The following is an 18,787-nucleotide window of genomic DNA, read 5'->3' as shown; positions in this document are numbered from 1 at the left end:
GCGATATGATTATTTTAAAGGAGAGCTACGTTTTCTGAATTACAGAATAGAAAGAAATAAGGAATAGAATCATGAAGCGCATCTTAGATATTAACCAATTTTTACATGGTGGCGATTATAATCCAGAACAATGGTGGGATGAGCCCGATGTAATTAATCAAGATTTTGCTCTCTTTAAGCAGGCTAAAATTAATACCGTGACTGTTGGGATTTTTTCGTGGGCCAAATTAGAACCGCAAGAAGGAAATTATGATTTTTCGTGGTTAGATGAGATTTTTGATCGAGTAGAGGAAATGAATGGCCATGTAATTTTAGCTACGCCAAGTGGAGCACGACCAGCGTGGCTTGCTCAAAAGTATCCAGAAGTCCTTAGAACAGATAACCGGAGAAATAAACGCGGCTTTGGTGGACGACATAATCATTGTTTAACTTCACCTATTTATCGAAAAAAAGTTTATGAGATTAACACAAAACTGGCAGAACATTTTGGTCAAAGGAAAAGTTTGGTGCTTTGGCATATTTCTAATGAATATTCAGGTGAATGCTACTGCGATTTGTGTAAAGATGCTTTTAGAAAATGGCTGAAAAATAAGTATGGCGATCTAGCTACTTTAAATCATGCCTGGTGGAACACTTTTTGGAGTCATACTTATAATGAATGGGATCAAGTTAATCCGCCTAGTCCTTTAAGTGAAATGGGTAATAAAGGGATGAGCTTAGACTGGAAGAGATTTATTACTGACCAGACAATTTCATTTATTGATAATGAAACAGCACCCTTAAAAAAGATCACTCCTAATATTCCTGTAACTACGAATATGATGGCTGGAAATCCGTTGATGGATCCATTTGCTGGTTTTGATTATCAAAAGGTAGCGCGTCATTTGGATTTTATCTCTTGGGATTCTTATCCTGCTTGGGGTAACGACAGTCAAAGTACTGAAGAACTTGGACGAAATGTTGGATTAATTCATGATTTCTTTAGAAGTTTGAAGCATCAGAACTTTTTAGTAATGGAAAATACTCCATCACGTGTTAATTGGCATAACTTTGATCGTGCAAAAAGACCCGGAACGCATGAATTGGCTAGTCTGCAGGATGTTGCGCATGGTAGCCAAGGCGTATTGTATTTCCAACTTAGAGCTTCACGAGGATCATCAGAAATGTTTCATGGGGCTGTAATTGAGCATCGTCATCCTGAAAAAACGCGTGCATTTAAAGACGTAACTAATGTTGGTAAAGACTTGGAAAAAATTAGCCCAATTGTAGCAACAAATTATGCAAAAGCAAAAGTTGCAATTGTCTTTAGTTACGATAGTTACTGGGCACTGCAAGATGCAGAAAGTTATAGTGAGAATAAAAAGGTCTGGCAAACAATTCAAAAGCATTATCGATATTTTTATGACCATGATATTCCAGTTGATTTTGTTAGTCCTGAAGATGAGTTTTCACAATACGACTTATTGATTGATCCAATGCACTTTTTAATGAGCAAGTCTTATTTAGAAAAAATAGATAACTATGTTAAGAATGGTGGTAAGCTAGTCGGAACTTATATTAGCGGAGTTGTTGATGAAAATGATCTTGCCTATATGAATGAATGGCCAAAAGAACTACAAGAAATTTACGGACTGGAGCCTCTTGAAACTGATGTTTTATATCCTGGGCAATCGAATTTAATTAACTTTGAAGGAAAAGAATATCCGGTGCATGATTATTGCGAAACGCTAATTAACTGCACGGGAAAAGTTCTGGCTACATACAGTACAGATTTTTATCAAAATACACCTGCTATTGTTGAGCATTCCTACGGAGCTGGCAAAGGCTATTACCTTGCTTGTCGTACTGATTATTCTTTCTTAGAAAAGTTTTATGAAAAAATAGCTAGTGAATTAGTTCCTGAAATTCCAATTACGAAATTTAACGGTAGAGTTTCAATTCAAATACGTGAAAATAAATCAGAAAAATATTGGTTTGTTCAGAATTTTTCTGATAAAGAAGAAAAAATTGAATTGAGTTGTGAATTAGTTAATTTACTTGAAGATGTGAAAGATAAGGGAACTGTTAGCTTAAAGACATTTGAAAGTAAAGTTTATACATTATATAGATAAATATTAAAGTAAGCATTCAGAATAAAAATGAATGCTTATTTTAATATGAAGGACTATACCAATTTGACTACTTATTATAAATAGGTATAAAATAAACCTTTCTGTGTAACAAACACAGTGAACAGAAAGGATAGTTTTTAATGAATAATTCAACAACAGAGAAGACTTTCTTTGGACAACCTCGTGGTTTGTCCACCTTGTTCTTCACTGAAATGTGGGAGAGATTTAGTTACTACGGTATGCGTGCTATTTTGCTCTTCTACATGTATTATGCTGTAGAACGTGGCGGACTAGGAATGAATGAAACCACGGCTGCTTCAATCATGTCTATCTACGGTTCACTTGTTTATCTTTCTACGGTAGCTGGTGGATGGTTAGCAGACAGAATCTGGGGAGCACGCAGTACTGTCTTCTTTGGTGGTGTCCTCATTATGATTGGACACATTATTTTAGCCTTACCAATGGCAGAGTTAGGTCTATATATTTCGATTGCATTTATTGTGGTCGGAACAGGTTTACTTAAGCCTAATGTTTCTGATATGGTTGGTGGCTTATACTCATTAGATGATCGCAGACGTGATGCTGGTTTCAGTATCTTTGTGTTTGGTATTAACTTAGGATCAGCACTCGCTCCATGGTTAGTTCCTTGGGCAAGTGAAGGTTTTGGCCTTAATTTATTTGGAAATCATTTTAACTTCCATGCTGGTTTCTCTTTGGCAGCAGTTGGAATGTTTTTTGGTTTAGTACAGTATGTTTGGGGTGGTAGAAAGTATCTCTCTGAGGATGGAATGCACCCAACAGATCCAATCGATCCAGAAACTCGTAACAAAGTCTTAAAGAGAATTGGTTTAGGAGTTTTAGCTTTAGCAGTAGTATTAGGTTTAATGGCTGCTTTTGGTCAATTAAATATTGACAATATTATTACTTTAATTACTATTGTTGCTATTGCCTTACCAATTTATTACTTTGTTTTAATGCTTAGAAGCCCTAAAGTTACAAAAGAGGAACGCTCAAAAGTTTGGGCTTACATTCCATTATTTATTGCAGCTTCTATCTTCTGGGGAATTGAAGAATCCGGTTCTGTTGTTTTAGCTCTATTTGCTGCTCAAAGAACAGTACTTCACATCGGAGGATGGCACTTTACTGCAGCTAACTTCCAAACTCTGAACCCAGTATTTATCATGATTTTGACTCCGTTCTTTGTATGGTTATGGGATAACTGGAAGAAACAACCAAGTGCTGCTGGTTTGGTCTTTGCTGGTCTTTCATATATGTGGATGGCCCTTCCAGGAATGTTTTATGGAACAAACGGACGAGTTAGCCCATTTTGGTTAGTTGGCTCTTGGTTTATTGTTGAAATTGCCGAAATGCTTATTTCTCCAATTGGCTTATCTGTAACTACACGTTTAGCACCAAAAGCTTTCCGTTCACAGATGATGAGTCTTTGGTTCTTAGCAGATGCCACTGGTCAAGCTATTAACTCCCAAATTGTTAAATACTACTCAAGTAAAACTGAGGTGGCATACTTCTTAGCAGTTGGAATTGTTAGTGTATTGTTTGGTGTAGTGATGTTTTTCTTTACTAAGAAAATTCATAACTTAATGGCAGATGCTGAATAAAACAAACTTAATTTAATAAGGAAAGATTTGATGGGTAATTCAAATCTTTCCTTATTTTTTATGAAAGCATTAGTTCACACTTTTGAAAAATGCGTTTTAGTAAAATTTTTGCGTCTAAAGTAATTACAGTGCATGTACATCAATTTTAATTGGGAAAAATGCTACTACAGATGGCAGCATTATCATTGGACGTAATGAAGATGATAAGCCAAACTGTGCTAAGCATTTAGCTTTTCATGAAGAAAAGTATATTCCAAATAATCACTTTAAGTCTAACTTGAATAAGTTTGAAATGGATTTACCAACTCATAGATATGCTTATTCTTCAACTCCAAATTGGAGTGACAAGAAGGGTGTTTATGAGGAATCCGGTATCATTGAAGAAGCAATGGTAACTTGTATATTGCCTTATGTAAAGACAGCACGTGAAGCTATTGCTCGTTTTGCTAAGATTATTAAAGGTCATACTGCAGGTGAATCAGATGGTATTTTATTTGCCGATCCTAAAGAAGCTTGGTACTTCGAAATTGGTACTGCTCGCTACTGGGTAGCACAACGTATTCCAGATGATTGCTATGCTGTAGCTGCTAATGAATTAGCAATTCAAGGAATTGCCTTTAATGACTCTGATAACTTCATTACTGCTCCTGGTTTACAAAAATTCGTTGAAGAACATAATTTATGGCCGAATAATAGGTCATTTAATTGGCGTCGTATTTTTGGTACACATAACCTATTAGATTTAACATATAACACTGCTCGTGTTTGGACTGGTCAAAGAATCTTAAGTCCTTCTATTAAGCAAGAACCAAGCAGCTTTGATATTCTATTTATTCAAAAGGCAGACCATCCAATTTCAATAACTGATGCTCAAAGAGTATTAAGAGATCATTATGATGGAACTAAATATGATGTAGCAAATCCTGTTAATAAAGATACAGCTGTATATCGTCCAATTAGTGTTGACTTTACTGAAGAGGCACACTTACTGCTTAAAATGTATATGTTCCATTCTATCCACAAGGTAGTGTAGTGCCAAGCTTTTATAGACATGGCAAAGATAAGTATGCTTCAAATTCAGCTTATTGGATTTACAAGGAAGCACAAGTCTTAGCTGATCGTTCATGGAAAGACTATGGTTTGCAATTGTATCAAGCTAGAAATGCTACACAACAAAAATTAAGTCAAATGCGGGCAGAATATGATGTCTAAGTTGATAAAGAAAAAGATCCTGCAAAGAAGTTAGACTTAATTAATAAAGCAAACAAAGACTTAGCTCATACAGCAGTTAAAGACTACCAAGAATTAATTGGTAAGTTAATCACAAAGCAAATAAAGAAATCACCATTGCACTTTAGAAGAGACCCAGACTTATAATCTAGGATTGTAAATCATAAAAAAACGAGTAGAATAAGTTCTGAAGAAATAATTGAATGACAGAGAGCATTCGTTTTGGAGGAATTTAATATGGATACAGTGGTTAAGCACAGACATACTCTAAGCAAAAATCAGAAGTGGGTTATTGCATCTACTTCATCAGGTTTTGCGCTTGAGAATATGGACGTGCTTTTTTTATCGTTTGCAATGAGTTCGATGATCGCTGATCTTCACTTGTCAGGTGGGGAGGCTGGTTTTATTTCAACGATTACTAATTTAGGAATGTTAGTTGGTGGAATCGCCTTTGGGATTTTAGGTGATAAGATTGGTCGAGTTAAAACTTTTAGCCATACAGTAATTATTTTTGCAATTGCGACAGCTTTGATGGCATTTGCTAATAATATTTATCTTATCTATGTCCTTCGGTTTTTAGCAGGAATTGGAGCAGGCGGAGAATATGGTGTCGGAATTGCTTTAATTGCTGAGAACTTTGACAAAGAACAAATTGGTAAAATGACCTCAGTAGCAGCGATTGGTGGCCAAATCGGAGCAATTTTAGCGGCTTTAATTGCAGCTTGGATTATTCCGGCAGCAGGTTGGCATATGCTATTTTTAGTAGGGATTCTTCCAGTAATTTTAACCATCTTCATTAGAAAACACGTCCATGAAAGTGAGCAATTTATTAAGGTTCAAGCTAGTGAAAGTACTTCCTTATTATCGGATGTGGCTAAAAAAATGTTTTCAACGCCACACCTTGCTTGGCAAACCGTGGGTCTAATGATTATGATGACAGTTCAAATTGCTGGATACTTTGGTTTAATGAACTGGCTTCCCACAATTGTGCAAAAGCAATTGAATTTAAATGTTTCAAATTCTAGTCTTTGGATGATTTCTACGATTATTGGAATGAGCATTGGTATGATGACATTTGGCTCAATTTTTGACTACTTTGGTCCTAGAAGAGCCTTCGCGATTTTCTTGATTGGTTCAGCTTTAATGGTTTATACATTAAGTTTGGCCCAAAATATGACCATGCTTTTGATTATTGGAGCTGTAGTTGGCTTTTTCTCAAATGGGATGTTTGGTGGCTATGGCGCTGTAATCAGTAGATTATATCCAACAGAAATTCGGTCGAGTGCCAATAATATTATTGTTAATGTCGGTAGGGCAATCGGTGGATTTTCATCAGTAGTAATAGGTATTTTAATGGATAAATATAACTTAGGCGTAGTAATGGGCTTTTTATCAGCTTTATACTTACTTAGCTTTACTGTGATGATTACTTTACCAGGCTTAAAAACTTTAACAAAAGAAGCTAAAAGAAACTAAATATAGCTTTTAACGATAGGAAACTAGTAAGAATAAATATTTTTCAATTGATAATTGTCCTTGTATACTAAAAAAGTAAGTGTGAGAGGAAATAATTATGAAGAAGAAAAAGATTTATCTTGCTAGTTTTTTTGTTGCGTTATTTTTATTTGTGTTAGCGGGATGTGGTCAAAAAGCTCAAAATGTTCCCGCTAAAAAGGTTACTGCATCTTTAACCAATACTAAAACAATCCCAACATTTTTCTTTCATGGCTGGGGCTCAAGTGCGAATGCGGAGACTCAAATGGCGAATGCCGCAAAAATGGCTGGTGCAAGTAATACGATTATTCAAGCAGATGTAAGTAAAAATGGCACTGTTAAACTTAACGGTACGATTCCAAAAAATGCAAAAAATCCAATTATCAAAGTTAATCTAGAAGATAATCAGAGTGGAAAAACGTCATATGTAAAAGATGTAATAACTGCAATCTCTAATAAATATCATTATGCAAGGATTAATTTAGTTGGTCATTCAATGGGAAATTTACAGATTGCTAATTACATTAATGAAAACTATGACAATAAAAAATTGCCTAAGATTAATAAAGTAGTTTCAATTGCAGGGCATTACGATGGCTATCTTGGTGAAGAAGCTGGCCAAAAGGCTAAGATCAAAAATAAGAAAACAGGTGAACCGGATATTTATAGTGATGTCTTTAAGCAATTATTACCTTTACGAAAACACTATCCAAGACAAATTGAGGTCTTAAATATCTATGGTAATAAAGAGGATGGTTCAAATTCTGACGGATCAGTTTCTGTAGCCTCAGCACAAAGTTATAAGTATTTAATTAATGGGCGTGCAAAATCATACCGTGAAGTAGAAATTAAGGGTAAGAATGCACAGCATAGCAAATTACACGAAAATAAAGAAGTTGATAAACTTTTAATTGATTTTTTATGGAAAGAATAATAAAAGTTATTGACAATAGTCTCTGTGGATACTAATATGGTTAATTAATTAGTATCTACAGAGACTATTTTTGTGAGGTGAAGTATGGAATTAACTGCTACCGAAAAATTGAATTTTGCAATTATTCGAGGTGGAAAAGCTTATGCAGAGTGGGATAGACAACATGGCATGCCAAGTTATCTAACCATTATTCTGTATGAACTATTAATGCGCCAAAGATTAACGCAAAAAGATCTGGTCAACTTAAGTGACTTACCGAAGCAATCTATTAATAAAGGAATTCACCGCTTACTAGAACAAGATTATCTAGAACTGACAATTGATCCAGAAGATAACCGGGTTAAGTATTGCCAGTTAACTGCTTCAGGGAAAAAATACGCTAAAAAGAAAATGGCACCTTTATTTGAAATTGAAAAGCAAATTGCACAAAAAATGGGAGCACAAAAGATGAAACAGCTAGTAGCTCTAAATGAAGAGTGGAGTGATACCTTTTGGGAGCTTTTAAGAAAGAAGGGAGAATAATAGATGCAAATTTTGAAGCCACACTTCAAAAATTATCGTAAAGAAATATTTTTAGCGATTATTACAATTCTGATTTCTGCTTTTGCAACCTTATGGCAGCCAAGATTATTAGAAAATATCCAAAAAGCAATTTTAGCGGATAACCAGAGTGTTGTCTTAAGAGATGGAATTGGATTAGTTGTACTTGGTTTATTAGCAATTATTGCTGGTATTTTTAACGTATATTATGCTGCAAAAATTGCCCAGGGAATAACTTCAGATTTACGTGAAGAAACTTATGCCAAGATTCAAAGTTTTTCTTTTGGAAATATTGAAAAATTCTCTAGTGGTTCATTAGTTGTTCGTTTAATTAATGATATGAACCAAGTTATGAATATGATGATGATCTTATTCATGCAATTACTCAGAATGCCAATTATTTTAATTGGATCATTTGTATTGAGTATTATTACCATTCCTCAATATTGGTGGGCTCCTGTATTAATGTTAGCTTTAATGATGGGGGTTGGATACATTGTTATTCAAAATATGAATAAACTTTTTGCTAAATTCCAACACTACATGGATAAAATTTCTACTCGCGTTAAAGAAAATTTACAGGGTGTACGTGTAGTAAAATCTTTTAATCAGGGAGAAAATGAGATTAAGAGATTTAACGAAACTTCTGATGATTTAAACGAATTAAATATTAAGATTGGTTACTGGATTTCTACTATTATGCCAGCTTTCATGTTAATTGCTTATTTAGTAATTGCTTTGGTTGTCTTTTTAGTAGGACGCAGTGCTAATTTAACTACAACTGATGTTGCAGTTGTATCACCATATGTTTCTTATATTTTAACTTTGCTCTTTGCAATTTTAATTGGTGGTTTTGTGATTATGAACTTCACTCGTGGGATGGTTTCTCTACGAAGAATTAAAGAAGTACTTGATACTGAACCAGATGTTAAGTTTGATCCTAATGCACCAACTGGACCAGAAAAGGGAAGTATTGAATTTGACGATGTTTCTTTCACTTATCCTGATGGAGATAAGCCAACTTTAAAGAATATTTCATTTAAGGTGAAACCAGGTGAAATGGTTGGTATTGTTGGAGCAACAGGATCTGGTAAAAGTACGCTGGCTCAACTTATTCCGCGTCTTTATGATCCGACTAAAGGAACAATAAAAATTGGTGGAAAAGACTTAAAGACAATTGGTGAAAAATCGCTGCGTAATACTGTTTCCATGGTTTTACAAAAAGCAATTTTATTCTCTGGAACAATTGCCTCTAACTTGCGTCAAGGAAAAGAAGATGCGACCGATTATGAATTGAAACGTGCTTCAGAAATTGCCCAAGCACAGGAATTTGTCGGTCAATACCCGGATCAATTTGACCATGAAGTTCAGGAAAGATCAGCTAACTTCTCTGGTGGTCAAAAGCAACGTTTATCAATTGCTCGTGGTGTTATTGGTCAACCACCGATTTTGATTTTAGATGACTCTACTTCAGCCTTAGATGCTAAATCTGAAAAATTAGTTCAAGAAGCTTTAGAGCATGATTTAAAAGATACAACAACAGTAATTATTGCTGAAAAGATAGTATCAGTGATGAATGCAGACAAGATTTTAGTTTTAGATGATGGAAAATTGGTTGCCGAAGGAACTCATGAAGAATTACTGGAGACTTCCCCAATTTATCAAGATATTTATCGAACACAAAAAGCTAAAGAAAAGAGAGGTGAAATTGATGAGTAATACTAAAAAAGCATTAAAATACTTTGCCAAGTATTTAAAGAATTATTGGAAAGGCGTTACAATTGTTATCGTCTTATCTTTGATTTCGACTTTGAGTCAAGTGCTTGGTCCTCTTTTCCTAGGAAATGCTGTTCAAGAATTGACTAAGGCGGTTAATAAAGTAGCTAGCCGCACTCATGATCTAAGTAGCTTTTATCAGGCTTTAGGATCAATGCTCGGTGTATATGCAGCTGGAATTATCGCCTCCTTTATTGCATGGATGGTAATGTCAAAATTCACTGCAAATGCTACTAACGATATGAGAGAAAACTTATTTGCTAAGTTTCAAAGAATGTTAATTCGCTACTTTGATACTCATCAAGATGGAAAACTATTATCTCTATTTAATTCAGACTTAGATAATATTTTTACTGCCTTGAATAATGCAATTTTTGAAATTATTTCTCAAGGTGCATTATTAATCGGGACTATCATTATGATGTTTATCGTAAATCCAACTATGGCCTTATTTACGGTAGCAACAACGCCATTAATTTTGATTATTAGTGTAGTTATTATGAAGAAGGCGAGAGTTCATTTAGATAAGCAACAAGATAAAATTAGTGATCTTAATGGTTATGTAAATGAACAGATCAATGGTGAAAAAGTAATTATTACTAATGGCTTGCAAGAAGAATCTGTTCAAAACTTTAAAAAATACAATAACGATGTTCGTAGCGCTATGTTCAAAGGTCAATTTTATTCTGGGATGCTCTTCCCCTTACTACAAGGAATTTCTTTACTAAATTTAGCCATTGTAATTGGTGGTGGCGCATGGCTCATTGTTAGTGGCCAAGTCAGTCAAGCAATTGGTTTGGGATTAATTGTTGCCTTTGTTGAATATTCACAAACATATTTCCAACCCCTAACACAACTCACATCTATTTATTCAATGACACAACTTGCTTTAACTGGTGCTAGAAGATTGGCAACAGTTGAAGAACAAGATGAAGAAAATACCATACCTGATGGAAAAGTTCTTAAAGGAATCAAAAAGGGCGTTAAATTAGAAAACGTTCATTTTGGCTATAACGCTGATAAAGAGATCTTGCACGGCGTTTCAATTGATGTCGATAAAGGCAAGGCAGTTGCTGTTGTTGGACCAACAGGTTCAGGAAAAACTACGATCATGAACCTAATTAATCGTTTCTATGATGTAAATAGTGGAAAAGTAACTTTTGATGGCGTTGATGTTCGTGATATTACACTTGAATCTTTAAGAAATAATGTTGGTATTGTTTTACAAGATTCTGTTCTCTTTACTGGAAGTGTTGAGGATAATATTAAATACGGTAAGCCAGATGCGAGCCGAGATGAAGTAATTGCGGCCGCAAAAGAAGCTAATATTCACGACTTTATTATGACCTTACCAGATGGGTATGATACTCAAGTTTCTGAAGAAAATTCTGTCTTTTCTACTGGTCAAAAGCAATTAATTTCAATTGCTCGAACAATCTTGACGGACCCAGAATTTTTAATTTTGGATGAGGCTACTTCTAATGTCGACACTGTTACTGAGGCTAAGATTCAAAAAGCTATGGATGCGGTTATTGCGGGCAGAACCAGTTTTGTTATTGCTCACCGTTTGAAGACTATCTTAAATTCAGATAAAATAGTAGTGTTGAAAGATGGAAATGTCATTGAAGAAGGAAATCACGATGAATTAATTAAGCAGCATGGTTTTTACTATGGCTTGTATACTAATCAAATGGCATTTGAATAATAAATTAGAGGGACACTTTCCCTCTAATTTTGGTTAGGGGGAAAGTTTAAAAAGTGAAGAGAAAGCTACGATTCTTTTCTTTATTTATTGTCTTATTTAGCGTTTTTTTACTTTCGGCATGCCAAAAAAATACTCGTAACGTCTATCAAGAAGTGAAAAAAAGTAATGAAATTACTTGGGGCGTTAAGGCCGATACCCGTTTATTTGGTTTGATGAGCATTAAAACCGGGAAAATTGAAGGTTTTGAAGTTGATTTAGCAAATGCTTTAACTAAAGAAATACTAGGGAAAAATGCCAAGGCAAACTTTGTACAAACAACTGCAAAAACAAAAATTCCACTTTTAAAAAATGGAAATATTGATGCAGTTTTAGCGGCAATGACGATTACGCCAGAACGCAAAAAACAAATTGATTTTAGTGATCCATATTTTTATGCTGGCCAATCTTTATTAGTTAAAGATGATTCGACAATCAAGAGCATTAAAGATATGAATGGTAAAACTGCATTAGCTGTAAAAGGTACAACAGCAGTTGCCAATGTTAAAAAATTTGCACCTAAGGCTAAAGTATTAGAATTTGATGATTATGGTCAAGCATTTACTGCGCTTAAAGCCGGTCAAGGTCAAGCCATGACTACTGATAATGGTTTGCTTGCCGGAATTGCAACAGAAAACAAGGGCTATAAACTTGTAGGGGGTACCTATACCAATGAGCCTTATGGAATTGCTGTCAATAAAGGGCAGACACAAATGAGAAATGCAATTAATCGTGCACTAGTAAAATTAAAAAAAGATGGGACGTATGATGCCTTGGTAAAGAAGTGGTTTAGCTGTATTCCGGGCTTTAATATTAAAGAGACCGAAGGTGAAAAATAAAATTTTTACTTGCCTTTTTTGAAAAAATATTATTAAATGTAATCAACATTTAAATTTAAAAAGCGATAAAAAGAAAAGTAGGTAATCTATTTCTTTTAGTGAGTTAACGGTAGTGGAAAAGTTAGCAGACCCTGGATTATTGAAAGACACTTTTATAATGCTGCTGGCCGAAATCTTTTAAGAGAGTAAGTTTAGCCGTAAGCGGTACGTTATCTAGCCGCTGGAGCATGGTTGTGCTCTAGTCAAGTTGGTCTTTAATTAGACAATTTAGGTGGTACCGCGGAAAAAAGCCTTTCGTCCTGAGTAAATTAGGAGCGAAGGGCTTTTTTTCTTTACTCCAATCAGGAAATAAAGGGGTATGCAACAGATATAACTACAGAAGTTAATTTTAAGAAGTTTTAGAATAGAATGGAAAAGTGAGTAAAAAAGAGAGGGGAAGCACAATGGCTGCAATTATTGATTTTAAGCATGTAAATAAATACTATGGTAAGTTCCATGCTTTAAAGGATATTAATTTGAGTATTGAAGAGGGTCAAGTTGTTTCAATTATCGGCCCGTCTGGTTCTGGTAAGAGTACTTTGATTCGTACAATGAATGGATTAGAGCGAATTAATTCTGGTACTTTAATGGTTACTGGCTATGATTTGGCAGATAAGCATACGGATTTAAATAAAATTCGTAAGAATGTGGGAATGGTTTTCCAACATTTTAACTTATACGACAACCACACTGTGCTTGAAAATATAACTTTAGCTCCTAAGATTGTTTTGCATAGACCAGATAAGGAAAATAATGATATTGCCATGGATCTTCTAAAAAAAGTTGGTCTTGAAGAAAAGGCAAATATGTATCCAAGACAATTGTCTGGTGGACAAAAGCAACGTGTTGCAATTGCTCGTTCATTAGCCATGAAACCAAAGGCTATTTTATTTGATGAACCAACAAGTGCTCTTGACCCAGAAATGATTCAAGATGTGTTAGATGTTATGAAATACGTAGCAGATCAAGGAATTACAATGGTTGTTGTAACCCACGAAATGGGATTTGCTCGTGAAGTTGGGGACAGATTAATTTTCTTTGATCAAGGTAGAATTTTAGAAGATGCAAAACCAGAAGAATTCTTTGAACATCCTAAGACTGAACGTGCACGTCAATTTTTAAGTAAGGTTATTACTAAAAAACTAGGTGGCTAAAATGAAAAAATCAACTAAGATTTTTATTTTGCCTCTGGTACTAGCTTTATTAGTTACTTTGACCGGCTGTGCCAAGAAGCAGAAATCAAGTAACGTTTATGATCAGGTTAAAGAGAGTAAGACAATTACTTGGGGAGTTAAGGCTGATACTCGTTTATTTGGTTTAATGAGTATTAAAACTGGAAAGATCGAAGGTTTTGAAGTTGATTTAGCAAAGGCCTTAACTAAGCAAATGTTGGGCAAAGACGCAAAAGCTGAATTTGTACAAACAACTCCCAAAACAAGAATACCGTTATTAAAAAATGGAAATATTGATGCAATTTTAGCAACAATGACTATTACTCCTGATCGAAAAAAACAAGTAACTTTTAGTGAACCATATTTTACCGCTGGTCAATCACTGCTTGTAAAAGATGATTCCTCAATCAAAAATGTTAGAGACTTGAATGGTAATACTGCTCTAGCTGTTAAAGGAACAACAGCAGTTGATAATGTTAAGAAGTTTGCACCTAAAGCAAAAGTTTTTGAATATGATGATTATGGTCAAGCATTTACTGCATTAAAAGCTGGTCAAGGACAAGCTATGACTACCGATAATGGTTTACTTGCCGGAATTGCTAGTGAAAATAAGGGTTATAAATTAGTAGGGGGAACTTACACAAGTGAACCTTACGGTATTGCAGTAGAAAAAGGTCAAACTGATTTTGCTGATCACATTAATAAGGCACTAAATGAATTAAAGAAAAATGGAACATATCATCGTCTGTTAGTTAAATGGTTTGACGGTATTCCAGGATTTAATATTAAGGAGGTTGAAAATTCGTGATAGGAATTTTAACAAATCATTGGTCTGAATTCTTATCAGGCTTTTGGAACACAATTTTATGTAGTGTAATTGCCCTATTCTTTAGTTTGATCCTTGGAGTAGGCTTTGCTTTGTTAGAAGTTGCACCAAATAAGTTTGGTAGAGCAGTAGCCCATGTCTACATTGAAATTTTCCGTAACATTCCTTTGTTAGTTATTACAATGATCTTTTATCTGGTTGTACCTCAAATTTGGTTTAAGGTATCAGGTTTTGCCGCAGGTACGATTGGATTAACATTATATACTTCAGCATTTATTGCAGAAACAGTTAGAGCGGGAATTAACTCAGTTGGTGATGGCCAAATGGAAGGTGCTCGCTCAAATGGGATGACTTATACGCAAGCTATGCGGTATGTTATCTTGCCACAAGCTTTAAAGATTGTCATTCCGCCATTAGGTAACCAGTTTATTAACTTAATTAAGAACTCATCTGTTTTAGCCTTTGTAGCAGGTTTTGATTTGATGTATCAAGCAGACGTAATTGCATTCTCATCATTTGAAACAATCAATACTTATGTTGTTGTAGGGTTATTTTACTTAGTACTAACCCTCCCATTAAGTTACTACATGCGTCACTTAGAAAAGAAATTAGCCTAGGAAGGAGAAAAAGATGGAAAACTTTATTCATGCATATTCTTGGATTAACATTCGCTTTCTCTTACAAGGTTTGTGGGTGACCATATATGTATCTTTAATCTCAATTGCTTTAAGTTTTGTATTAGGACTAGTATTTGGCTTTATCCGTTACGTAAAAATTAAATATCTTTCAGCAATTGTTGGATTTGTAATTGATATTATTAGAAACTTACCGCTATTGTTAATTATCTTCTTTACGTATTTTGGATTACCAGAATTAGGGATTATTACCAATCCAACGGTTGCTTCTATTATTGCCTTGGTAGTATTTGAAGGTGCAATGCTAGCTGAAATTGTGAGAAGTGGGATCGCTGCTGTTGATCCAGGCCAAATGGAAGGTGCTCGATCAAACGGTATGACATATATGCAGGCAATGTATCATGTAATTATTCCGCAAGCCCTCAATAAGATGATTCCGTCTCTTTTATCACAATTTGTTTCATTAGTTAAGGATACCTCTTTAGCAACAATTATTGTTTTGCCGGAATTATTATTCCATGCACAAATTATTTATAGTCAAAATACTACTTACTTAATTCCAATGTATGTAATTATTGCGATTATGTACTTCATTGTTTGTTTCTCACTTTCAATGGTTGCTAAACATTTACAAAGTAAATATTAAAAAATAAACCACATGAAAAAATTCATGTGGTTTTTATTATGCCTTTTATTAGGGATAATGGACTGTATATCCAAAAAATGAACTGGTTTGGTACTTTTTGTATTTTTATTTTAAAGAAAGGAATAAAATACAGGTATAAATATATAAGAAAAAATAAAATGTGAGGAAATTAATTATGAAAAATTGGGGTTTAACAGCCATGTACATTGTAGTAATGTTACTGGGCTTCTTTGAATTGTATCGTACCTTCAGATTTTATAAGTGGGATAAAAAGGCAAAACAGCTTGCTACTGCACCTTATGTAATATACTTTGGAACCTTCATTAGTGCAGTATTAATTATCGTACCAGTCATGTTCCTGTTAGGGGATACGAATCCTTATATTCCACACCTTTTATATGTTATTCTAGGAATTATTTTAATTATAGTATCACTTTTAATGTACTGGCGTGGACATCAAATGGCTAAAAAGTTGGGTAAGGATGATAGTAATTTATCTGTTTGGCAAATTTATTTAATTAGTACGGTAATTCTATTTAGTGGATTTGTAAATTTCTTTAAGTAAATTATTTAGTAAAAAAAGCAACTACACATGAAAATCGATGTGAAGTTAACCCCCAGAGTTGGACATAAATCCAACCTGGGGATTTTACTATGAGCAAATATGCAGTTGAAACTAAATTAAATGGCTAAAAACGATAAAACAGCGTTGATAATTCAGCACTGTTTTTGAATTCAAGAGTTGAAAATATTAAATAGTATTAATATAATTAATAATAATTTAATTATGTCGTAGATTGGGGGAAAGGCTATGATCTTTGAAAAGCTTTTTTCTAAAGAAAATAAAAAAGATGAGATTGTTAGGGTAGAGATAAGCGACGAAGAATTCAACGAATTGAAAATAAAATTAAGTAGCGGGGCGGTAACAGTTGAACAAGGAGAACGTTTTGCAGTTAACTTTATGGGTAAACGGCATTACTTACCTATTGTTCAATTGGAAAATGGAAGACTACAGCTTAAGCAAAGAATTAATTTAATTGATAATGGTGAAGCTCATCTTAAAGTCGTTGTACCAGCAGATGTAACTTTAGATAGGCTTGATGTGCAAACTAATAGTGGTGATATTGAAATCGTTGATACCAAAGTGGAAAAAGCATATCTTAAATCGACTGAGGGAAGAGTTAGAGTAAGACGTGTTGCAATTGCTGAAGCCCTTCTTGAATCAACAGATGGTAATGTGACCGTGAGAAACAGTGATTTAGCTGATGGGAAGCTTGCTACATATGACGGAGAAATTAAAGTATCTGGGTCTACCTTATCTCAAATTTCATTGAATGTTACCGATGGAGACATGAATTTAACTGACGTAACTATTGATGGTGGAAGTGCAAACTTAAAGGCTGGTAATTTCACCTTAGATCATGCTGTCTTTAAGAGCGATTATGATATTAATAATATTGAAGGAAATAATACTGTCTGGAGTGCCAATTTGAAGTATGCCCGTGTAAGAACAGCTAATGGACTAAATAATATTTCATTTGATCCGCAACCATCTGGAGTGATCTTAACAATGACAACAGTAGATGGAGATAATGTGGTGGAATAGAGGAAGAATGGTGAAAAGAGAGAAATCTAAGCAGAAAAATTTAGAAATTTATAGTAGCTTGAAAGCAGTTATTATTAATACAGTCTCATTCTTTGTAATAAGTTCTATAGTAATGGGAATTTCTAATTGGAGTGAAGCTCAAAGCTTAATACTGAAAACGTCAGAATATCTTGGATTAATACGTGGAAGTCTGATTGCTGGAATTATAATGAGTTTCTTTTTTTGTGAAAAATAACCCCGTGGAAAGCCACGAGGTTATTTTTATTTGACTGTACTTAAAACTGAACGAATTTTCGTAGTAAGCATATCGATAGCAACATCATTTTCTCCACCTTCTGGAACAATAATATCAGCATAACGCTTAGTTGGTTCAATGAATTGATTATACATTGGCTTAACTGTTGCTAAGTATTGATTAATTACTGATTCTACAGAACGTCCACGTTCTTGTGTATCACGCTCTAATCTTCTGATAAAACGAATATCATCATCAGTATCTACAAATACTTTAATACTCATTAAATCACGTAAATTCTCTTCGCCTAAAACTAGGATACCTTCTAAAATAATAATATCAGCCGGTTCAGTGTGAATTGTCTTTTCACTTCTTGTATGAGCGGTAAAGTCATAAACTGGCATTTCAACTGCCTTGTAGTCCATTAATTGACGTAATTGTTCAACAAGAAGTGGCATATCAAAGGCATCAGGATGGTCGTAGTTGATTTTTTTACGGTCTGCCATTGATAAGTTGTCATTGTTCTTGTAATAAGAATCTTGCGTCATAATTAAGATATGGTCGTCTTGTTGTAATTGGTCATAAATTTCATGGGCGATGGTTGTTTTACCACTACCAGAACCACCAGCAATTCCAATGATAATAGGGCGTTTACTTTGCACAATAAAATCTCCTTTTTTAAACTATTACAATAATACCTTAAAATTATGCGCTATGATAGCTTTCTGAGCAATAATCTTGACAAATATGTTTTTTATAGTGAGATAATTTGGAGCTAGTTAAAAATAAATACCTTGTTTACTACTAATATTTATAAAATTAATTCTCTTTCAAAAAAATATATATTTACTAGTAGTACGTTATAGAAAAAGAATACTAAATCAGTAATCAAATTGACCAATTTGGTATTTTTAATTTTTTAGAGAATAAAAAATGGTAATGTGTAAGACGTAAAAATGTTATTAATTGCTTTAAAGGAGAGAAGAATAATGAAAGAAATTAAAAAAATTTCTTGTTAAGAAAGTTATTTTAACTGAAGAAGAAATGAGTGAAGTTGTTGGTGGGGCTAGGGTAAATGGCTTTATTATTCCATCTAATTTTTATAAAGCTTTTAAGCTCGGGAAATTTGGTAGATAAAATAAATAACTTGGCGCTATTTGTTAGCTATCCTTTTGTCTATTTTATTAGATATTGTTTTATTTTATAGACTTACCCATTTTAAAGTAATAAAAAATAAGTTTTGGGTATATTTATGTATTTTAGTTGTTGGAACTGTGTGCACATTTTATGAGACTGTAAAATAGTTTGTGTAAGGATGAATGATTCCTTAAATTTATTTCTTTA

At 34.0% G+C, this 18,787-nt stretch carries 16 protein-coding genes and 1 pseudogene; 16 read left to right on the top strand and 1 reads right to left on the bottom strand.

What is annotated here, in order from left to right; translation table 11 throughout:
• The first annotated feature begins 71 nt into the window (after positions 1-71).
• From CP370_RS06680 to CP370_RS06605, 16 genes and pseudogenes are all read left to right on the top strand, one after another.
• Entirely contained in the window at positions 72-2,111 is a 2,040-nt protein-coding gene (locus CP370_RS06680; RefSeq protein WP_087713176.1) for a beta-galactosidase, read from the top strand.
• A 140-nt stretch (positions 2,112-2,251) separates the two neighbouring features.
• The gene (locus tag CP370_RS06675) at positions 2,252-3,730 is read left to right on the top strand and encodes a peptide MFS transporter (RefSeq protein ID WP_087713175.1); all 1,479 of its coding nucleotides are present in this window, start codon (positions 2,252-2,254) and stop codon (positions 3,728-3,730) included.
• A gap of 142 nt (positions 3,731-3,872) precedes the next feature.
• Positions 3,873-5,107, top strand: a pseudogene (locus CP370_RS06670) (C69 family dipeptidase).
• Between the two features lie 90 nt (positions 5,108-5,197).
• Positions 5,198-6,436, top strand: a complete 1,239-nt coding sequence (locus CP370_RS06665; RefSeq protein WP_087713174.1) for an MFS transporter — start codon at positions 5,198-5,200, stop codon at positions 6,434-6,436.
• 97 nt (positions 6,437-6,533) lie between these two features.
• Positions 6,534-7,388: an alpha/beta hydrolase gene (locus CP370_RS06660; RefSeq protein WP_087713173.1), complete on the top strand. Its 855-nt coding sequence runs from the start codon at positions 6,534-6,536 to the stop codon at positions 7,386-7,388.
• An 84-nt stretch (positions 7,389-7,472) separates the two neighbouring features.
• On the top strand, positions 7,473-7,910 hold the full coding sequence (locus CP370_RS06655; protein ID WP_087713172.1) for a MarR family winged helix-turn-helix transcriptional regulator: 438 nt from the start codon (positions 7,473-7,475) through the stop codon (positions 7,908-7,910).
• A gap of 3 nt (positions 7,911-7,913) precedes the next feature.
• The gene (locus CP370_RS06650) at positions 7,914-9,647 is read left to right on the top strand and encodes an ABC transporter ATP-binding protein (protein WP_087713171.1); all 1,734 of its coding nucleotides are present in this window, start codon (positions 7,914-7,916) and stop codon (positions 9,645-9,647) included.
• The gene (locus CP370_RS06645) at positions 9,640-11,409 is read left to right on the top strand and encodes an ABC transporter ATP-binding protein (protein ID WP_087713170.1); all 1,770 of its coding nucleotides are present in this window, start codon (positions 9,640-9,642) and stop codon (positions 11,407-11,409) included. The genes CP370_RS06650 and CP370_RS06645 overlap by 8 nt, the downstream gene beginning before the upstream one ends.
• A gap of 53 nt (positions 11,410-11,462) precedes the next feature.
• Entirely contained in the window at positions 11,463-12,284 is an 822-nt protein-coding gene (locus tag CP370_RS06640) for a transporter substrate-binding domain-containing protein (RefSeq protein ID WP_087713169.1), read from the top strand.
• A gap of 443 nt (positions 12,285-12,727) precedes the next feature.
• Positions 12,728-13,477 (top strand): amino acid ABC transporter ATP-binding protein, encoded by a 750-nt coding sequence (locus CP370_RS06635; protein ID WP_087713168.1) that lies wholly within the window; start codon positions 12,728-12,730, stop codon positions 13,475-13,477.
• A 1-nt stretch (position 13,478) separates the two neighbouring features.
• The gene (locus tag CP370_RS06630) at positions 13,479-14,303 is read left to right on the top strand and encodes a transporter substrate-binding domain-containing protein (RefSeq protein ID WP_087713167.1); all 825 of its coding nucleotides are present in this window, start codon (positions 13,479-13,481) and stop codon (positions 14,301-14,303) included.
• Positions 14,300-14,938 (top strand): amino acid ABC transporter permease, encoded by a 639-nt coding sequence (locus CP370_RS06625; protein WP_004896905.1) that lies wholly within the window; start codon positions 14,300-14,302, stop codon positions 14,936-14,938. Before CP370_RS06630 ends, CP370_RS06625 begins: the two co-directional genes overlap by 4 nt.
• Before the next feature lie 13 nt (positions 14,939-14,951).
• On the top strand, positions 14,952-15,602 hold the full coding sequence (locus tag CP370_RS06620) for an amino acid ABC transporter permease (protein WP_014567237.1): 651 nt from the start codon (positions 14,952-14,954) through the stop codon (positions 15,600-15,602).
• 175 nt (positions 15,603-15,777) lie between these two features.
• Complete coding sequence (locus CP370_RS06615; protein ID WP_087713166.1) at positions 15,778-16,167, top strand: hypothetical protein; 390 nt, start codon at positions 15,778-15,780, stop codon at positions 16,165-16,167.
• 246 nt (positions 16,168-16,413) lie between these two features.
• The gene (locus tag CP370_RS06610) at positions 16,414-17,208 is read left to right on the top strand and encodes a DUF4097 family beta strand repeat-containing protein (RefSeq protein ID WP_087713165.1); all 795 of its coding nucleotides are present in this window, start codon (positions 16,414-16,416) and stop codon (positions 17,206-17,208) included.
• The gene (locus tag CP370_RS06605; protein WP_223658645.1) at positions 17,195-17,443 is read left to right on the top strand and encodes a hypothetical protein; all 249 of its coding nucleotides are present in this window, start codon (positions 17,195-17,197) and stop codon (positions 17,441-17,443) included. The genes CP370_RS06610 and CP370_RS06605 overlap by 14 nt, the downstream gene beginning before the upstream one ends.
• A gap of 26 nt (positions 17,444-17,469) precedes the next feature.
• Here CP370_RS06605 and udk read toward each other — a convergent pair whose 3' ends face one another.
• A complete protein-coding gene (gene udk / locus CP370_RS06600) occupies positions 17,470-18,105 on the bottom strand; it encodes a uridine kinase (protein WP_004895448.1) in 636 nt (211 codons plus the stop codon).
• Positions 18,106-18,787: the final 682 nt, after the last annotated feature.

This window comes from Lactobacillus sp. UMNPBX19, from assembly GCF_002553805.1.
Taxonomy (GTDB): Bacteria; Bacillota; Bacilli; order Lactobacillales; family Lactobacillaceae; genus Lactobacillus.
The sequence above is the reverse complement of the archived record's forward strand: the minus strand, read 5'-3'. Positions and strand labels throughout refer to the sequence as shown.